Annotated in this window: 16 protein-coding genes; 12 read left to right on the top strand and 4 right to left on the bottom strand. The window is 42.5% G+C overall.

Going from position 1 to position 15,991, the window contains the following annotated elements; all coding sequences use genetic code 11:
* The first annotated feature begins 47 nt into the window (after positions 1–47).
* The 6 genes from lptM to ACWM1W_RS10990 all read left to right on the top strand — a co-directional run bounded on the left by lptM (position 48) and on the right by ACWM1W_RS10990 (position 4,620).
* Complete coding sequence (gene lptM / locus ACWM1W_RS11015) at positions 48–281, top strand: LPS translocon maturation chaperone LptM (RefSeq protein ID WP_004784687.1); 234 nt, start codon at positions 48–50, stop codon at positions 279–281.
* A 24-nt stretch (positions 282–305) separates the two neighbouring features.
* Positions 306–1,550, top strand: a complete 1,245-nt coding sequence (gene lysA / locus ACWM1W_RS11010; RefSeq protein WP_004784686.1) for a diaminopimelate decarboxylase — start codon at positions 306–308, stop codon at positions 1,548–1,550.
* 12 nt (positions 1,551–1,562) lie between these two features.
* Positions 1,563–2,408, top strand: coding sequence for a diaminopimelate epimerase (gene dapF / locus ACWM1W_RS11005; protein ID WP_004784684.1), 846 nt, complete (start codon positions 1,563–1,565; stop codon positions 2,406–2,408).
* A 95-nt stretch (positions 2,409–2,503) separates the two neighbouring features.
* Positions 2,504–3,121, top strand: a complete 618-nt coding sequence (locus ACWM1W_RS11000; RefSeq protein ID WP_004784683.1) for an alpha/beta fold hydrolase — start codon at positions 2,504–2,506, stop codon at positions 3,119–3,121.
* Between the two features lie 26 nt (positions 3,122–3,147).
* Positions 3,148–4,038: a site-specific tyrosine recombinase/integron integrase gene (gene xerA / locus ACWM1W_RS10995; RefSeq protein ID WP_376745110.1), complete on the top strand. Its 891-nt coding sequence runs from the start codon at positions 3,148–3,150 to the stop codon at positions 4,036–4,038.
* Positions 4,039–4,245: 207 nt separating this feature from the next.
* Positions 4,246–4,620: a hypothetical protein gene (locus tag ACWM1W_RS10990; protein WP_004784679.1), complete on the top strand. Its 375-nt coding sequence runs from the start codon at positions 4,246–4,248 to the stop codon at positions 4,618–4,620.
* Positions 4,621–4,668: 48 nt separating this feature from the next.
* Here ACWM1W_RS10990 and ACWM1W_RS10985 read toward each other — a convergent pair whose 3' ends face one another.
* Positions 4,669–5,163 carry an Lrp/AsnC family transcriptional regulator gene (locus ACWM1W_RS10985; protein ID WP_004784677.1) on the bottom strand — a complete coding sequence of 165 codons (495 nt, stop codon included), beginning with the start codon at positions 5,161–5,163 and terminating at the stop codon, positions 4,669–4,671.
* A 112-nt stretch (positions 5,164–5,275) separates the two neighbouring features.
* Between ACWM1W_RS10985 and ACWM1W_RS10980 the strand changes: the two genes are divergently transcribed.
* The 6 genes from ACWM1W_RS10980 (at position 5,276) to ACWM1W_RS10955 (ending at position 12,638) form a co-directional block, all read left to right on the top strand.
* A complete protein-coding gene (locus ACWM1W_RS10980; RefSeq protein ID WP_004784676.1) occupies positions 5,276–5,881 on the top strand; it encodes a LysE family translocator in 606 nt (201 codons plus the stop codon).
* 513 nt (positions 5,882–6,394) lie between these two features.
* On the top strand, positions 6,395–7,147 hold the full coding sequence (locus tag ACWM1W_RS10975) for an electron transfer flavoprotein subunit beta/FixA family protein (RefSeq protein ID WP_004784673.1): 753 nt from the start codon (positions 6,395–6,397) through the stop codon (positions 7,145–7,147).
* 18 nt (positions 7,148–7,165) lie between these two features.
* On the top strand, positions 7,166–8,098 hold the full coding sequence (locus tag ACWM1W_RS10970; RefSeq protein WP_004784671.1) for an electron transfer flavoprotein subunit alpha/FixB family protein: 933 nt from the start codon (positions 7,166–7,168) through the stop codon (positions 8,096–8,098).
* A gap of 156 nt (positions 8,099–8,254) precedes the next feature.
* On the top strand, positions 8,255–8,920 hold the full coding sequence (locus ACWM1W_RS10965) for a hypothetical protein (RefSeq protein WP_395521759.1): 666 nt from the start codon (positions 8,255–8,257) through the stop codon (positions 8,918–8,920).
* Between the two features lie 256 nt (positions 8,921–9,176).
* Complete coding sequence (gene gyrA / locus ACWM1W_RS10960; RefSeq protein WP_034701299.1) at positions 9,177–12,149, top strand: DNA gyrase subunit A; 2,973 nt, start codon at positions 9,177–9,179, stop codon at positions 12,147–12,149.
* 69 nt (positions 12,150–12,218) lie between these two features.
* The gene (locus ACWM1W_RS10955) at positions 12,219–12,638 is read left to right on the top strand and encodes an outer membrane protein assembly factor BamD (protein ID WP_034701297.1); all 420 of its coding nucleotides are present in this window, start codon (positions 12,219–12,221) and stop codon (positions 12,636–12,638) included.
* A 33-nt stretch (positions 12,639–12,671) separates the two neighbouring features.
* On the opposite strand, the gene ACWM1W_RS10950 is transcribed toward ACWM1W_RS10955, so the two are convergent.
* Genes ACWM1W_RS10950 through ACWM1W_RS10940 form a run of 3 tightly spaced genes read right to left on the bottom strand, consistent with a single transcriptional unit; the run spans position 12,672 to position 15,982 of the window.
* Positions 12,672–13,763 (bottom strand): ABC transporter permease, encoded by a 1,092-nt coding sequence (locus ACWM1W_RS10950; RefSeq protein WP_395521757.1) that lies wholly within the window; start codon positions 13,761–13,763, stop codon positions 12,672–12,674.
* Positions 13,760–14,902, bottom strand: coding sequence for an ABC transporter permease (locus ACWM1W_RS10945; protein ID WP_395521756.1), 1,143 nt, complete (start codon positions 14,900–14,902; stop codon positions 13,760–13,762). The genes ACWM1W_RS10950 and ACWM1W_RS10945 overlap by 4 nt, the downstream gene beginning before the upstream one ends.
* The gene (locus tag ACWM1W_RS10940; RefSeq protein WP_034701377.1) at positions 14,903–15,982 is read right to left on the bottom strand and encodes an HlyD family secretion protein; all 1,080 of its coding nucleotides are present in this window, start codon (positions 15,980–15,982) and stop codon (positions 14,903–14,905) included. It abuts the gene before it with no gap.
* Positions 15,983–15,991 lie beyond the last annotated feature (9 nt).

Raw genomic sequence — 15,991 nt, 5'->3', positions numbered from 1 at the left:
GGATGATCGCGTTATACTTCATCGAAAATACTCATATAGGTGGTCAGATGCGTCAGATCATTTGCTACATCAGTTTAATTACAGTCGGTTTTGCCTTGGTCGGTTGTGGGCAGTCGGGAGCTTTACATCTTCCCAATGATCCAAACTACGATAAACGTGCCAAGTATTTACTCTATAAAAATACTGAATCTGCACCGCAAGTATCAGATGAACAACAGGATGCGCCAGTCAAGCAGCAGTTTGAAGCGCTCGCTGAATCCGATTCAACACCATCTCCTTAAGACTTTCAGAGAAAGGATACATTCATGAGTTTCACCCGCATTAATGGGGTATTGCATGCTGAGCAATGTTCACTGCAACAGCTCGCAGAGCAATTTGGCACACCACTTTATGTTTATTCAAAAGCAACTTTTGAAAAGCATTATCTGGATATGGACCGTGCTTTTAGCTTTATCGATCATCAAATCTGTTTTGCGGTAAAGTCAAACTCTAATCTTGCGGTATTGAATGTATTAGCCAAGCAGGGTGCTGGTTTTGATATCGTGACTGGTGGTGAACTGGCTCGTGTATTGAAAGCCGGTGGTGAACCTTCAAAAATCGTATTCTCAGGTCTGGGTAAATCAGAAGCAGATATTAAAAAGGCATTGGAAGTAGGCATCGCCTGTTTTAATGTCGAGTCATATGCCGAACTGGACCGTATTCAGAAAGTAGCGGCTGAACTTAATGTTAAAGCGCCAATTTCACTACGTGTGAATCCGGATGTCGATGCCAAAACCCATCCATATATTTCAACAGGCTTAAAAGAAAACAAATTTGGTATTCCATCAGATAGCGTATTTGATACCTATGCTTATGCAGCATCATTGCCAAATCTTGAAGTGGTCGGGATTGACTGTCATATCGGTTCGCAGTTGACTGAAACTCAACCTTTTGTTGATGCGCTGGATCGTGTCATTGTTATGATCGACAAGCTGAAAGACATGGGCATCAACTTGAAACACATCGATATCGGTGGTGGTCTAGGTGTGACATATAAAGATGAAACACCGCCATCGGTTGAAGAATATGCCAATGCCATGCGTCCGGCTTTAGAAAAACTGGGCCTGAAAGTTTATATGGAGCCGGGTCGTAGTATCTCTGCCAATGCAGGTGTTTTACTGACCAAAGTGGATCTACTGAAACCAACCAATCACCGTAACTTTGCCATCATTGATGCCGCGATGAATGACCTGATTCGTCCAGCTTTATATGAAGCATGGATGGATATTCAATCCGTGACACCGCATACGGATATGGAAACAAAAGAATGGGATGTGGTGGGCGCAATCTGTGAAACTGGCGATTTTCTGGGTAAGGAACGTGAGCTTGCCATTAAAGAAAATGATGTGCTGGCAGTACTGGGTGCTGGTGCATATGGTTTCGTAATGAGTTCGAACTATAACAGCCGTGGCCGTGCTGCTGAAGTGATGGTGGATGGTGATCAGGCTCATCTGATTCGTGAGCGTGAAACGGTTGAATCACTTTGGGAACGTGAGCGTTTATTGCCTTAAGGAGACTGAGTAATGTTGCTTGAATTTACCAAGATGCATGGTCTGGGCAATGACTTTATGGTGGTAGACCTGATTAGCCAGCGTGCTTATCTGGATACTCTCACTATTCAGCGCTTGGCAAATCGTAACTTTGGTGTGGGTTTTGACCAGCTCTTGATTGTTGAACCGCCTGATATTCCAAGTGCAGATTTTAAATACCGTATTTTTAATGCGGATGGTTCTGAGGTTGAGCAGTGCGGCAATGGTGTACGCTGTTTTGCCCGTTTCGTGCATGAACGTCAATTGACCACTAAAACCAAAATCAAGGTACAGACCAAAGCTGGAATCGTGGAACCTGAACTCGGTGCCAATGGCTGGGTGCGAGTGAATATGGGTTATCCAAAATTCCTGCCTCAGGAAATTCCATTTGTGGCAGAAGAACCGGAAAATCTGTATGACATCGATCTGGCGGGTGGAGAGAAGCTGACGATTGATGTGGTCAATATGGGGAATCCACATGCAGTGACGATTGTTCCGGATGTATTGACTGCCGATGTGGCTAAGATTGGTCCACAGGTGGAATCCCATGTGCGTTTCCCGGCACGCGTTAATGCTGGATTTATGCAGATCATTGATGAAAAGCATGCTCGTTTACGTGTTTATGAGCGTGGTGTAGGCGAAACACTGGCTTGTGGTACAGGTGCCTGTGCTGCAGCAGTGTCTGGTATGCGCCGTGGTTTGTTATCTAGCAAGGTCGAAATTGAACTTGCGGGTGGTAAATTGCAGATTGAATGGAAAGAAGGTGATGTGGTCTGGATGACAGGTCCAACCGCCAATGTTTATGAAGGTCGACTGGACTTGCGCTACTTCCAGGGTTAATCTCAACATTTATTTCTCTAAAAAGCACCGCACATAGTACGGTGCTTTTTTATGATAGGATGAATTCCATATTTAATTGATATCACAACACTGCTATGAATCAGCTTGTGTTTTTACCGGGTGCATCAGGCAGCCGAGACTTTTGGCAACCCTTGTTGGCTCATTTAAAAACAGATCAATCTACAAAAATATTGGCATATCCGGGCTTCGATGGGGTAGAACCAGATTCGACTATTCAAAATCTTCATGATCTGCAGGAATTCATCACAGAGCAGATTGAAGATGATTCAATTCTGGTTGCTCAATCTATGGGTGGAGTATTGGCAGTTGCAATTGCACTGCATCATCCACAGAAAGTCAAAGGACTGGTTTTATTGGCAACTTCAGGTGGTCTGGATCTATCCCAGTTCGGTTATGGTGACTGGCGGATAGATTATCGCGAGCAGTTTAAAGATGTTCCTGACTGGTTTTTACAAGATCAAACCATATTTAGCCTGAAACAGTTAAGCAATCTTGAGATTCCAGTTCTACTGATCTGGGGTGACCAAGACGCTTTAAGTACCGTTCAGGTGGGGCAATGCTTAAAGCAAAATTTTAAACATGCAAATTTGCATGTAATTCAAGGCGGGGAACATTTCTTTGCGGCGACTCATCCAGTACAGACCGCAGAACTGATTGAAGCCTGGCTGGAGTCAATTGAATGGAGCAAGTAAAGCTTTCTGCAAAAGACTTGCTCGAAATCTGGCTCAAAGAACGTGAGATCCAGAATCAGTCTAAACATACCTTGCAGGCCTATGAACGTGATGTGGCTGATTTTCTGGAATTCTGCGCAGTACAACAACTTGCACTCAATGATGTGGAAGCCACAGATTTACGTCAATTTCTGGCTGAAAAAGTCGAGCAGCACGGATTAAGTTCGAGTAGCTTGCAGCGGATGCTCTCTTCGATTCGCCAGTTCATGAAATGGGCAGAGCAGGCGCAGTATCTGGCGTTTAATCCGGCTGATGATTTTCAGTTGAAACGTCAGTCACGTCCTTTACCGGGTATGGTCGATATTGAAACTGTGAACCAGATTCTGGACCAGCCTGCTCCAGAAACCGAAGCGCAGCAACAAATGTGGTTGAGAGATAAGGCAATTCTGGAATTACTCTATTCCAGTGGTTTACGTTTGGCAGAAATTCAGAGCTTAAGAATCAAGGATGTTGATTTTAATCGTCAGCTCCTCCGTATTACCGGTAAAGGCAATAAAACCCGGGTGGTGCCTTTTGGTTCAAGAGCCAAAGATAGTCTGATGGAATGGCTAAAAATTTATCCGCTCTGGAATGGCGATTTTGTACCTGACGCGAATGTATTTATCACCCAAAAAGGCAATCCGCTCGGTGCACGGCAAATTGAAAACCGGGTCAAGTTTCAGGCACAGCGTGCAGGGGTTAATGTTGACCTGCATCCGCATTTGTTACGGCATTGTTTTGCCAGCCATATGCTGTCGAATAGTGGTGATCTTCGTGCCGTTCAGGAAATGTTGGGGCATAGCAATTTGAGTACTACACAAATTTATACTCATATTGATTTTGATCGACTTGCGCAGATTTATGATCAGGCGCATCCGCGGGCACAGCATAAAGAATAGGAAAAATTTAAAGTTTTCTTCCGCTTGTCGGATGATTAGGATTCATGGCATAAAACTGTCATGTATCATGCTCAAAATATGACTTGAACAGACTGTTTGAAAGATATTTCACTATTGTCTTATTTTTCAAATGGCTGTTTTCGGATATAAGTATAAATAGTAATCAATTTTTAAAAGAAAATCAGCGATCTCGATACTGGAATTTTTATGGACACAGCAATTATCCCGGATATACAACAAAAGTATGCGCAGTTAAGCCCAGCCCAAAAAGATATGTTTGCGGGTTATGGTTTACGCCAGATTAAACATTTTGTTGAGATTAGCTTGCCCACCATTGAAGCCGTTTTGCCTGAAGGCGCAATCGTGCAGGGGATTAATGCAGAAGGGAAAATGCAGGCTTATAATCCTGAGGCAGACCAGTATTATCTATGGATTTCTGATCTGCAATGGCAGACCACGCAGCGAGCCAGTCAAGCTGTTGACCTGAAAGAAGATGCGCTCGAAATCTGGAATATTTTCGATCTGAAGTCTTATGAACTGATTGAACTGAGTCATGTACATCGTGACTTTTTGCAAGTTTAATAAATATGAAGGATGACCAAGGTCATCCTTTTTTATTGCTAAAATATTTTATAAGTCATCCAGCGGTAACTGAAAACTTTGCTTGATGATCTGGCTGGGTAAATCTGTTTTGACACTGGTAATGCCATTTTTCTTGGTCAAATGTGTGGACTGAAATTGGCGGTAACTTTCCAGATCAGGCACTACAACTTTTAACATCGCATCACATTCGCCTAGAATGATATAACACTCCATCACTTGCGGTAGTTCCTTCATTGCTTCAATAAAGGTATCAATCGTCTCTGCATCCTGACCCACCAGCCAAATCCGTGAAAACAGAATCAACTGAAAACCGATTTTCTGTGAATCGACAATGGTGGTGTAATTCTGGATCACGCCCGCATCTTCAAGCAACTTTACCCGGCGCAGACAGGAAGAAGGGGATAGTCCAATTTCACGTGCCAGATCGTTGTTCTGAATACGACCATTGGCTTGCAAGTGATGAATGATATTTTTATCAATTCGATCAAGTTTTACTCGCACAGACTTGGAAGATATTTTCATAAATTAGAATATAATTCGAAAAATAATACTTATTATAAAATAAATTGAAAGCCTATTTTGTAAAAATTCGCAGATACTAATTCCACTTTCCGAAGATTTAAAGGAAAAGGAAATGTCTGTATTTGCACTTTTTGCACTAACCGTGCTTCCCCTGATTTTTACACCTGGACCAGATATGCTGTTTATCCTGTCTCAAGTGATGGGTAAAGATGCAAAAGCAGGCATGATGGCAACCATCGGGATCTGTTCAGGCTATCTGGTACATTCCATTTTCGTAGCAATAGGAATCGCAGCGATTATCGTGTCTTTTCCGGTATTGTTTGAAGCGATTCGCTGGTTGGGTATTGCTTATTTGCTCTATCTGGCTTGTAGTCTGTTGAAATCAGTATTTAGTAAAAACTCAATGAAAATTGAGAAAAAATCTGCTGCTAATCCAGTGAAAAAAGGCTTCTTTACGGCCTTACTCAATCCTAAAGGCATGCTGATCTATTTTGCGATCTTGCCGCAGTTTATTGATAAAAGCGGAAATACAGTGAGCCAAGGCTTAATTCTCTCTTTTATTTTTATCGGCATGATTTTCATTGTTTATTGTGCTCTCAGCATTCTGTTCAGCAGAATTACCCGCAATACACAAATTGATGAACGTAAACAGAAATGGGTTGATGGCACCTCAGGTGGTTTACTTGCCCTTGCTGCAAGCTGGTTAATTATTAATTAAGCAATGGTGTATTTTAAAAAAGCATACTGCTCCCAGTATGCTTTTTTTATATTTATAGATTGATGACAACCCAATTTTTAGACTTGCCCAGCAAAATAAAGCGGAGTAAATTGAGCAGATATGCAGAATAAATCCTGACTAATTTCGCTTTATGTCCAAACTGACCAAAGCGGTCATTTTTAAATATAAGTCATTTTCCACAAATCTAAGGACAGATTTGTACATTTAATAAGCAGAAATCAAAAGTTCTGATGTGTTTCATCAAATAAAAACATAATAAAAATCAAAGGTTAAATTTTATTAAATATTAATAAAATTCATTGTAATAAATCGATACGGATTAATTGTGAACGCATCGTTCAAGGAAAATTACGCATTTTTACAGCTCTTTGTTGAATTGTGACTTGACCGAAATGCCGTGCACATTGCAAGATAGGGCACCTAAAAAATTTAAGTGAAGAGTTATTATAACTTTTCTCAACATTTACATTTGCTAAAACAGCCGAGGATTACATGAAGGCTCTTGTTGCTGTAAAACGTGTGGTTGATGCCAACGTTAAGGTTCGCGTTAAGCCGGACAACAGTGGTGTTGACTTAACAAACGTTAAAATGTCAATTAACCCATTCTGTGAAATCGCGGTGGAAGAAGCGGTTCGTTTAAAAGAAAAAGGAACTGTTTCAGAAATCGTTGTTGTTTCTATTGGTCCTAAAGAAGCTCAAGAACAAATCCGTTCTGCAATGGCGCTTGGTGCTGACCGCGGTATTCTGGTTGAAGCTGATGACAGCCAATTAGGTGCGCTAGAAGTTGCTAAAATTCTAAAAGGTGTTGTTGAAGCTGAACAACCACAATTGATCCTTCTTGGTAAACAAGCAATTGATGACGACTCTAACCAGGTTGGCCAGATGCTTGGTGCACTTCTAGGTGCAGGTCAAGGTACATTCGCTTCAGAAGTTAAAGTTGAAGGCGACAAAGTACAAGTGACTCGTGAAGTCGACGGTGGTCTACAAACTGTTGAATTATCACTTCCAGCGATCGTAACTACTGACTTACGTTTGAACGAGCCACGTTATGCAGCTCTTCCAAACATCATGAAAGCGCGTAAAAAACCGCTTGATACTAAGTCACCTGCAGATTTCGGTGTAACTACTACAACTAAACTGAAAACAGTAAAAGTTGAATCTCCTGCAGAGCGTAAAGCTGGCGTACAAGTGAAGTCTGTAGACGAACTTGTAGAAAAATTGAAAAACGAAGCGAAAGTGATCTAATACAGAAGGATAAAAATCATGAGTATTTTAGTAATCGCTGAGCACGACAACAAAGCACTTAACGCTGCTACTTTAAACGTTGTTGCTGCGGCGCAAAAAATCGGTGGTGATATCACTGTATTGGTTGCTGGTTCTGGCGCTCAAGCAGTTGCTGATCAGGCAGCTAAAGTTGCGGGTGTAAGCAAAGTTTTACTTGCTGACGACGCTGCTTATGCAAACCAACTGGCTGAAAACGTAGCAAAACTGGTTGCAGAATTAGGTAAAGGCTACAACCATATTCTTGCTGCTTCTACTACAACTGGCAAAAACATTCTGCCACGCGCTGCAGCACTTCTTGATGTCAGCATGATCACAGACATCATCGCTGTTGATTCTGCAAATACATTCAAGCGTCCTATCTATGCAGGTAACGCGATTGCAACTGTTGAGTCTTCTGAATCAGTAATCGTTGCAACTGTTCGTGGTACTGCATTTGATGCGGTTGCTGCTGAAGGTGGTTCTGCTGCGGTTGAAGCTGCTGCTTCTACTGGTGATGCTGGTATTTCTAAGTTCATTAATGAAGAAATCGTTAAATCTGAACGTCCTGAATTGACAGCTGCTCGTATCGTCGTTTCTGGTGGTCGTGGTGTAGGTTCTGGTGAGAACTACCACAAAATCCTTGATCCACTAGCTGACAAACTTGGCGCTGCTCAAGGTGCTTCACGTGCTGCAGTTGATGCTGGTTTCGTTCCTAACGATATGCAGGTTGGTCAAACTGGTAAGATCGTTGCACCTGACCTGTACATCGCTGTAGGTATCTCTGGTGCGATCCAGCACTTGGCAGGTATGAAAGAATCTAAAGTGATCGTTGCGATCAACAAAGATGAAGAAGCTCCAATTAATGCAGTAGCAGACTACTGGTTAGTAGGTGACCTGAACACTGTAATTCCTGAATTGGTTTCTAAAATCTAATTTCTGAATCAGTTTCAAAAAAAACGCTCCTTTAGGAGCGTTTTTCTTTTTTTTTAATCTAAATAATTAATCTAACTAACAAGTCGTCCATTTCTGACTCTAAATTTTGGCTATTGTATATTTTGTGTTAATATTAAACTTTTTGGCGGAGTGTTCGTGAAATTTGATTTTCAGTTACCAGTTAGTATTTTGGTAATGATGATCTGCTGTTTGATTTTCCCTTTTCTCCCGAGTCTGCACCTTCCTTTGTTAGGAGGTATGACGGTTACAGTAGTTGAGTCAATTCAAGCATTAATGTTATTTGGTTTTGCCGTATTTAGTTTTTTCTATATCCGTCCATTTGAATTAAGTAAAGGTCAAAAACAATTTTGGCTCTGGTCAGTTGCATGGTGGATTATGCTGTTTGGTAGAAGTACCAGCTGGGGACGGGACTATTTCCCGGAAGTGCCAAAAATCTATTTCCGTGGTATTTCGGTTCTTGTGATTGCACCCGTGGTGTTTATGCTGTTTTTAGCACCTTTGCGTCAAGAAATTGCTTATAAGTTTAAGCATGTATCACTTCCAATTTGGGCACTCATATTAGCTTTCATCGGCTTGCTGATGTCTGATGGCATTGAACATAATCGGTTTTTTATTCATTTTATTTTTACAGATTTTATCTATAAAGATTTGATGGAAGAACTATACGAATTTCCGCTTATTATCGGCTTATTCCTGGTCGCTTATCCATTAATGGAGCAAGATTGTGCTGTGACAAAATCAACTAGTCAGGTCATAGCTGAAGATGATTTGTCCGATATAGAGTCTAAACTTCATATTTAAGTGACTTGCTTTTTTAAAGAAAAAAATGAACCTCTGCAAGCAGAGGTTTTTTAATATCAAAATATTGTGAAGTGATTAAAATTTCTACTAAAAATCCTGTGGGTAGTTGGGGATGAAACAGATAAATTTAGCCTAGATTATGCTATACTGTACGACTAAATTTTAATATTGGTTCAGCTTTTTTTGAGCCGATTTATAGCTGGATTTACGACATATAAATGCAAGCCAAATCTGGCTTGTAGAATAAGGAGTATGCATGAGCGTATCGGAAATTAGACCGATTGCCATTGAGGATGAACTCAAGCACTCGTATTTAGACTATGCAATGAGCGTGATTGTTTCACGTGCCTTGCCGGATGTACGAGATGGTCTAAAACCTGTTCATCGTCGTGTGCTTTTCGCAATGCACGAATTGGGCAATGACTACAACAAAGCTTACAAGAAGTCTGCCCGTGTTGTAGGTGATGTCATCGGTAAATATCACCCACATGGTGATTCTGCTGTTTATGAAACCATTGTCCGTATGGCTCAGGACTTTAGTCTGCGCTACCAATTGGTTGATGGTCAAGGGAACTTTGGTTCGATCGATGGCGATAGCGCTGCGGCAATGCGTTATACCGAAGTTCGTATGCGTAAGCTGACCCATGAATTATTGGCTGATCTGGAAAAAGATACAGTTGACTGGGAAGATAACTACGACGGTTCTGAGCGTATTCCGCAAGTCATGCCAACCCGTATTCCAAACCTGTTGGTGAATGGTGCGGCTGGTATTGCAGTTGGTATGGCGACCAATATGGCGCCACACAACATGACTGAAGTGGTGAATGCGTGTCTGGCTTATGCAGATAATCCGAATATCAGCATCGAAGGTTTGATGGAATATATTTCCGGTCCAGATTTCCCGACAGGTGGCATTATTTACGGTAAGTCAGGCATCGTGGATGCCTATCGCACCGGTAAAGGCCGTTTGCATATTCGTGGTAAATATCACTTTGAAGAAGATGCTAAATCTGGCCGTACTACGATTGTCTTCACGGAAATTCCTTATCAGGTTAACAAAGCGAAAACGATTGAACGTATCGCCGAGCTGGTCAAAGAGAAAAAACTTGAAGGCATTTCTGAACTTCGTGATGAATCTGACAAAGAAGGGATGCGTATTGCGATTGACCTGAAGCGTGGTGAAAATGCTGAAGTCATCGTCAATAACCTGTTCCAGAATACACAGTTAGAAAATTCTTTCAGCATCAATATGGTTTGCCTGGACAATGGCCAGCCGAAGTTGATGAACCTGAAAGACATCATTGCGGCATTCATCCGTCACCGTCAAGAAGTCGTGACACGTCGTACCATGTACGAACTGCGAAAAGCACGTGAACGTGGTCATATTTTAGAAGGCTTAACCGTTGCTCTGGCAAATATTGATGCCATCATCGAAACCATCAAAACTTCTGCCAACCCAGCTGAAGCGCGTGAGCGTTTACAAGCAGGTGAGTGGGCAGCAGGCGGTGTGGCAGCCTTGCTCGAAAAAGCAGGTGCTGTTTCTGTACGTCCGGACGAAATTGAAGGCGAAGATCCAGAGCGTCCATTTGGTATTGATGGTGAGGTGTATCGCTTATCTCCTACTCAAGTCAACGCGATTATGGAACTGCGTTTGCACCGTTTGACCGGTCTTGAGCAGGATAAACTTCAAGCTGAATATTCTGAAATCTTAGGTCAAATTGCTGAATATACAGCCATCTTAAATGACTTCAACTTATTGATGAACGTCATTAAAGAAGAGCTGGCATTGATTCTTCAGCAATATGGCGATGCACGTAAAACAGATATTGTTGAATCTCGTATCGACTTCTCTCGTGAAGATTTGATTCCTGAAGAGCAAATGGTTCTGACCGTTTCAAAAACAGGCTATGCGAAAACTCAACCATTATCTGACTATGCTGCTCAGCGTCGTGGTGGTCGTGGTAAGTCTGCAACCAGCATGAAAGAAGATGATTACATCCAGCACATGGTGGTGACGTCGAATCATGCCACTGTGCTTTGCTTCACCAATGTCGGTAAGGTTTATCGTCTGAAAGTTTATGAAGTACCACAAGCTTCGCGTGGTGCCAAAGGTCGCCCAATGGTGAACTTGTTGCCACTGGATGACAATGAAACCATTACTGCTATCTTGCCAGTAATTGATGCACCGAAGAAATTTAAAGAACGTCTGGCTGACTTTAAAGCATTTGTGAAAACCAATGCTGCACAGCTGCAAACCAATGAAGTGATCAATAGTCACTTTGCGGCACTAGAAGCTGCACTTGCTGAATCGGAAGATGGTGCAGATGATATTTCTGATGCACTGCGTGTTCAGTTGAAAGAACTCGGCTTAGCACTTTCTACGACTGATCTTGATGATGACATCATCAATGACTTTGCTCAGCAGGCTGAAGCTGTTCGTAAGAACTTCTATGTGTTTATGGCGACTGAGTACGGCACGATTAAACGTGTAGAACTGGAACAATTCTCGAATGTTCGTTCCAACGGTTTACGTGCGATTGAACTGAATGGCGATGACACCTTAATTGGTGTTGCGATTACCGACGGTGAACAGCAAATTATGTTGTTCTCGAACGAAGGTAAAGCAATTCGTTTCGCAGAGACTGACGTACGTTCAATGGGTCGTTCAGCCAAAGGTGTACGCGGTATGCGCGTGACCATCGGTGCTTCTCAAGTTGAAGATGGAGAAGATGTAGATGTTGAATCTGATGATGAAGATGCAACTGAAGCTAACTTCATTAGCCGTATCGTATCTCTAGTGGTTGTACCTGAAACCGGTGAAGTGCTGTGTGCTTCTGCAAATGGTTATGGTAAACGTACCCCGGTAGATGACTTCCCAACCAAGAAACGTGGCGGTAAGGGTGTAATTGCAATCAAGACCTCAGAACGTAACGGTGAGCTGGTCGGTGCGGTTGCGATTGACGCATCTAAAGAACTGATGTTGATTTCTGATGGCGGTACACTGGTTCGTACCCGTGCTTCTGAAGTGGCACAGACTGGTCGTAATGCACAAGGTGTTCGTCTGATCCGTCTGGCTGAAGATGAAAAACTGGTCGGTGTAGAAGCGATTGAAGCAGTTGAAGATGAGTTGGAAATATTGGAAGATATTGAAAATACTGAATCTGCAGCTGATGATGTAACTGATGCACAAGCAGCTGAAAAAGATGATGACAATACAGTAGAGGAATAAGTTCTGCTACTGATGAAAAAGGGCGCTTCGGCGTCCTTTTTTACACATCGACTAAATGAGAGATAAATAATGAAGACCAGATTGATGCTTTTGACCGCAGCTATTGCACTTAGCGGCTGTAATAATGCAATGGACAGTATGCCCGATCCGAGCCCTGAGCAGGAAAAGGCTGCGCAAGTAGCTTATGAAGACCTGCGTGATGGAAAATATGACGAATTTTTAGCTCAGCTTGAGCCGAAGTTGCAGACAGAATTTCAAAACAATGAAAAAATCATGAAGCGTTTTTCACGCTCAATTCCACAAGGTGAATATAAGTCCAAGACTATCATGAGAAAGAGCTTCGAGGAAAATAACGGCAAACCGAGTGAATACAAGGTCAGCTATGAAATTGCCTATCCAAAAAACCTGGTTCAGTATGATGTGAGTTTTGACCAGCCGAATGGCAGTACTAAAATCCGCAACTTTAATATTCAGGTATTTGGTGAATAATTTTCAATGCGAATAGCCTGAGTAAATCTGGATTTAAGAACGTGGGCGTAGCCGATAATAGCCTAAGCTCATACAGATGATGCCGATCACCAATAGATAAGCAAGCTTTCCTAGAACCATATAAGTAGGCACCCCCATCTGATTGAGTTGAATAAACATCTGCACGATTTGGGTCGAAGGTAAGGCTTGCCCAATGAGTTGCACCCAGACTGGCATGGCAGCATGCGGCCAGGCGACTCCTGAAAGCATAAAGAGCGGAATTGAAGTAAAAACAATGATATGACCGGCGCGTTCTGGCATGTCCAGAAAACTGGCAAACAAGGTAGTAATCCCAATCATGCAGAATACAAAGATGGGTACAGCGAGCAGCATGCCCCAAAAATTTCCGCCACGGGGATAATCAAAATACCAGAAAGTAAAACCAAACAGGTAATAACAGCCCAAACATCCAATGGTCAGAATCGCCAAACTGATTCCGAATAAGGTGGTTAAATTAATCCTCTGTCTACTTTCCCGATACAGCGCAATCAGCATACTGAGGCCAAGAAAGATCGTCTGATGAATAATCAACGGTGCAACAGCGGGAAACACATAGCTACCATAGCCAGAGAGTGTATTAAATAATGGAATCTGGTGAATGGATAGTGCAGGAGAGAAGTGTGAAATCTCGCTAAAGCGTTCAGCATATTCACTTAAGGTATTTTCTACTGAAGAGACCAAGCCCAAACCAATCTGTTTGGTAATTAAAAAGTTAGCAGCACTTAAGTACAGCCCAATCCCGCCATTTTCACCATGCCGGATAGATTGAGAAAGATTATCTGGTAATAATAAAATCCCGTCAGCTTTTTGAGTTTCCACCCAATATTTGGCTTCAGCAAAATTTCCAGTCACCGCCTTAATCTCTATATTCGGGCTTTGGCTGACATGACTGATAATAGTATTGGTTAAAGCACTTTGCTCTTCATCGACAATAATAATCGGCAAGGCTTCTGCCTGTTCTGCCTTATATGCGGTCGGATAAAAAAAACTGTAAAACAGAACCGATAAAATCAGCGTGGTAAAAATACTGGTATTGCTAATAATGTCTTTAAAAGTTTGGCAATAAGCTTTCCAGAGTGATTTCATGGTGACACTCCTTTGGCTGTTTTTTTGAGAAAGACATAGGCCAGCACAGCATAAAGCACGACATAAATGACGAGCACGAACATCGGTTGCAGTGAAAGAGAGAGCGGACTGCCAATCACCCATTGCTCCGTCTGTAATTTGGCATAGGGTGTATAGGGAATAATATTGGCCCAGAACTGGGTGAATAGTGGGGCATTATTAAGGGGCAAAGTCACCCCAGCAAAACTGAGCGATGAACCACCATAAACTGCTAGTAGACCAAAAGATTTGCTCAGGTCCTGAGTGGCCAGAACCACCGCACTACTGATAAAGGCATAGGCACTATAGAACAGTATTTGCGCCAGAAGAATTGGCCATAATGACCCGGCAATAAACCAGCCGCGAATTTCGACCAGCCAAAACATCCAAGCCCAGGTCCAGCAACAAAATATTGCTACATAAACCAGATTTTTAGACAGCAGTGCCGACCACAAGTTTTGTTGGGCAATCCAATGACTAACAGTATGTCGTTTAATTTCCTGACCCACAGCAAAAGCCACACAGCAACATAACAGCAAGTGCAAAATTGCCGGCACCATGTAAGGTTCCAGATAAAATTCATAATTCAGCTGCGGATTATACAGTGGGGAAATTTTAATATTCGGTGTAGGTGCTTCCAGATAGGGGAGCGTGTTGCCCAGATACTGCTTGCCGGTAAATTCAGCCAGAGCCTGCAAGGTGCTAAGTAGCATAGCCGAAGAAATGGTATTCCCGATACTAAAATAGCTCTGATTAAAAGCAATACTAATTTCAGCATCCTGAGCTTTGACCAGTCGTTGCTCGGCTCCGGCAGGAATATGAATATAGCCCCAGATTTTATTTTCGTTTAATAGCTTTTCGATTTCGACCGTTTGATCAGAAATGGTATGCACTTGTAGGGTATGATTCAAAGATAAATGATCATAAATCTTGCTGCTCAGGCTACTTTGATCCTGATCAATAATGGCGACTGGTAGATGATCCGGTTTGCCTTTGGCAAACATGCTGCCAAGTAAAATCAGAATACAGGCTGGGGCGAGCAGGACTAGAGCCAGATCCCATTTCTCTCTGCATAAATAGCGTATTTCACGCTGAATACCCGCCCAGAATCCAGAAGCCATTTATTTTGGCTCTTTCAATTTAAACAGCACGCTCATGCCGACTTTTAACTCAGGCATTTCAGTGACTGGCACAAGATGAACTTTAAAACTGCGGACATCATAACCGCCGGTTTGGCGCGTGGTTTTAATGGTGGCAAATTCACCTTCAGCACTAATATTTTTTACTTTAAAAGTGGCTGATTGATTCAGTGCCGGAATAAAACCTTCAAGCTGTTGCTGTTTACCTAAAGCGGCATATTGGTCTTCACGAATATTCAGGCTAATCCAGCGTTCTGCCGAGATCAGGCTGACCACTGGCACTGCGGTTGCCACCAGTTCAGTGGCATTGCCATAGGTTTTGGAGACGGTACCATCAATCGGTGCCAATAATTCAGTTTCTGCTTCTAGTGCATTGGCTTCAGCGACTGCTGCACGGGCTATATCGACCTGAGCATCTGCAGAACTTTTCTGTTCTGGTGTACTGCCACGTTTAGCCCGGGCATATTGTTGATACGCAGCTTCTGTCATTTGCGACGCAGATTGTGAAGCTGCAAACAGTTCATCTCGGCGCTGGCGGGAAATAACGCCTTCCTTAAATAGATTGGTTCCACGTTGATAGGAAGTCTTAGCGAGTTGCTCCTGTGCTTTTAGTGACTGCCAGTTGGCATACAGAGAAGCGATATTTTCTTCCTGAGAACCACGTTCTGCGGTGGACTGAAGTGCTAATGCAGACTGTAAAGTAGCTAAAGCCTGCTGCTTTTTCGCCTCAATTTCAGGACTATGCAATTTCACCAGCGCCTGGCCTTTCTTGACGTCATCGCCTTCCTGCACATAAATCTTTTCAATCCGGCTTGGAACTTTAGTGGCCACTTGAACCGTCTCTGCCTCAACCCGGCCTTGTAGCTCGATTTCTTTGGGTTGATAGGTTTTCCATAGGCCAAACCCAATCAAAGCAAGAATGACTGGAATCAGCCCTAAAAGCAGATATTTTTTGCGCGATTTTTTTTCTTTGCTTTCAGGATTATCTGGCTCTGATTCACTGTAATTGATTTCTGAAGCCGGTTCATCAACAGGATATTCTGGCTTTTGCTCATCTGTCATGTCTGGCTC

This window comes from Acinetobacter sp. TW_SC_4, assembly GCF_054861205.1.
The sequence above is the reverse complement of the archived record's forward strand: the minus strand, read 5'-3'. Positions and strand labels throughout refer to the sequence as shown.

Coding starts and splice junctions, on each gene's coding strand:
- gyrA (WP_034701299.1), top strand. CDS start 9,177: ATGAGCGTATCGGAAATTAGACCGATTGCCATTGAGGATGAACTCAAG.
- lysA (WP_004784686.1), top strand. CDS start 306: ATGAGTTTCACCCGCATTAATGGGGTATTGCATGCTGAGCAATGTTCA.
- ACWM1W_RS10980 (WP_004784676.1), top strand. CDS start 5,276: ATGTCTGTATTTGCACTTTTTGCACTAACCGTGCTTCCCCTGATTTTT.
- ACWM1W_RS10970 (WP_004784671.1), top strand. CDS start 7,166: ATGAGTATTTTAGTAATCGCTGAGCACGACAACAAAGCACTTAACGCT.
- ACWM1W_RS10955 (WP_034701297.1), top strand. CDS start 12,219: ATGAAGACCAGATTGATGCTTTTGACCGCAGCTATTGCACTTAGCGGC.
- dapF (WP_004784684.1), top strand. CDS start 1,563: ATGTTGCTTGAATTTACCAAGATGCATGGTCTGGGCAATGACTTTATG.
- ACWM1W_RS10945 (WP_395521756.1), bottom strand. CDS start 14,902: ATGGCTTCTGGATTCTGGGCGGGTATTCAGCGTGAAATACGCTATTTA.
- ACWM1W_RS10975 (WP_004784673.1), top strand. CDS start 6,395: ATGAAGGCTCTTGTTGCTGTAAAACGTGTGGTTGATGCCAACGTTAAG.
- lptM (WP_004784687.1), top strand. CDS start 48: ATGCGTCAGATCATTTGCTACATCAGTTTAATTACAGTCGGTTTTGCC.
- ACWM1W_RS10950 (WP_395521757.1), bottom strand. CDS start 13,763: ATGAAATCACTCTGGAAAGCTTATTGCCAAACTTTTAAAGACATTATT.
- ACWM1W_RS10985 (WP_004784677.1), bottom strand. CDS start 5,163: ATGAAAATATCTTCCAAGTCTGTGCGAGTAAAACTTGATCGAATTGAT.
- ACWM1W_RS11000 (WP_004784683.1), top strand. CDS start 2,504: ATGAATCAGCTTGTGTTTTTACCGGGTGCATCAGGCAGCCGAGACTTT.
- ACWM1W_RS10990 (WP_004784679.1), top strand. CDS start 4,246: ATGGACACAGCAATTATCCCGGATATACAACAAAAGTATGCGCAGTTA.
- ACWM1W_RS10940 (WP_034701377.1), bottom strand. CDS start 15,982: ATGACAGATGAGCAAAAGCCAGAATATCCTGTTGATGAACCGGCTTCA.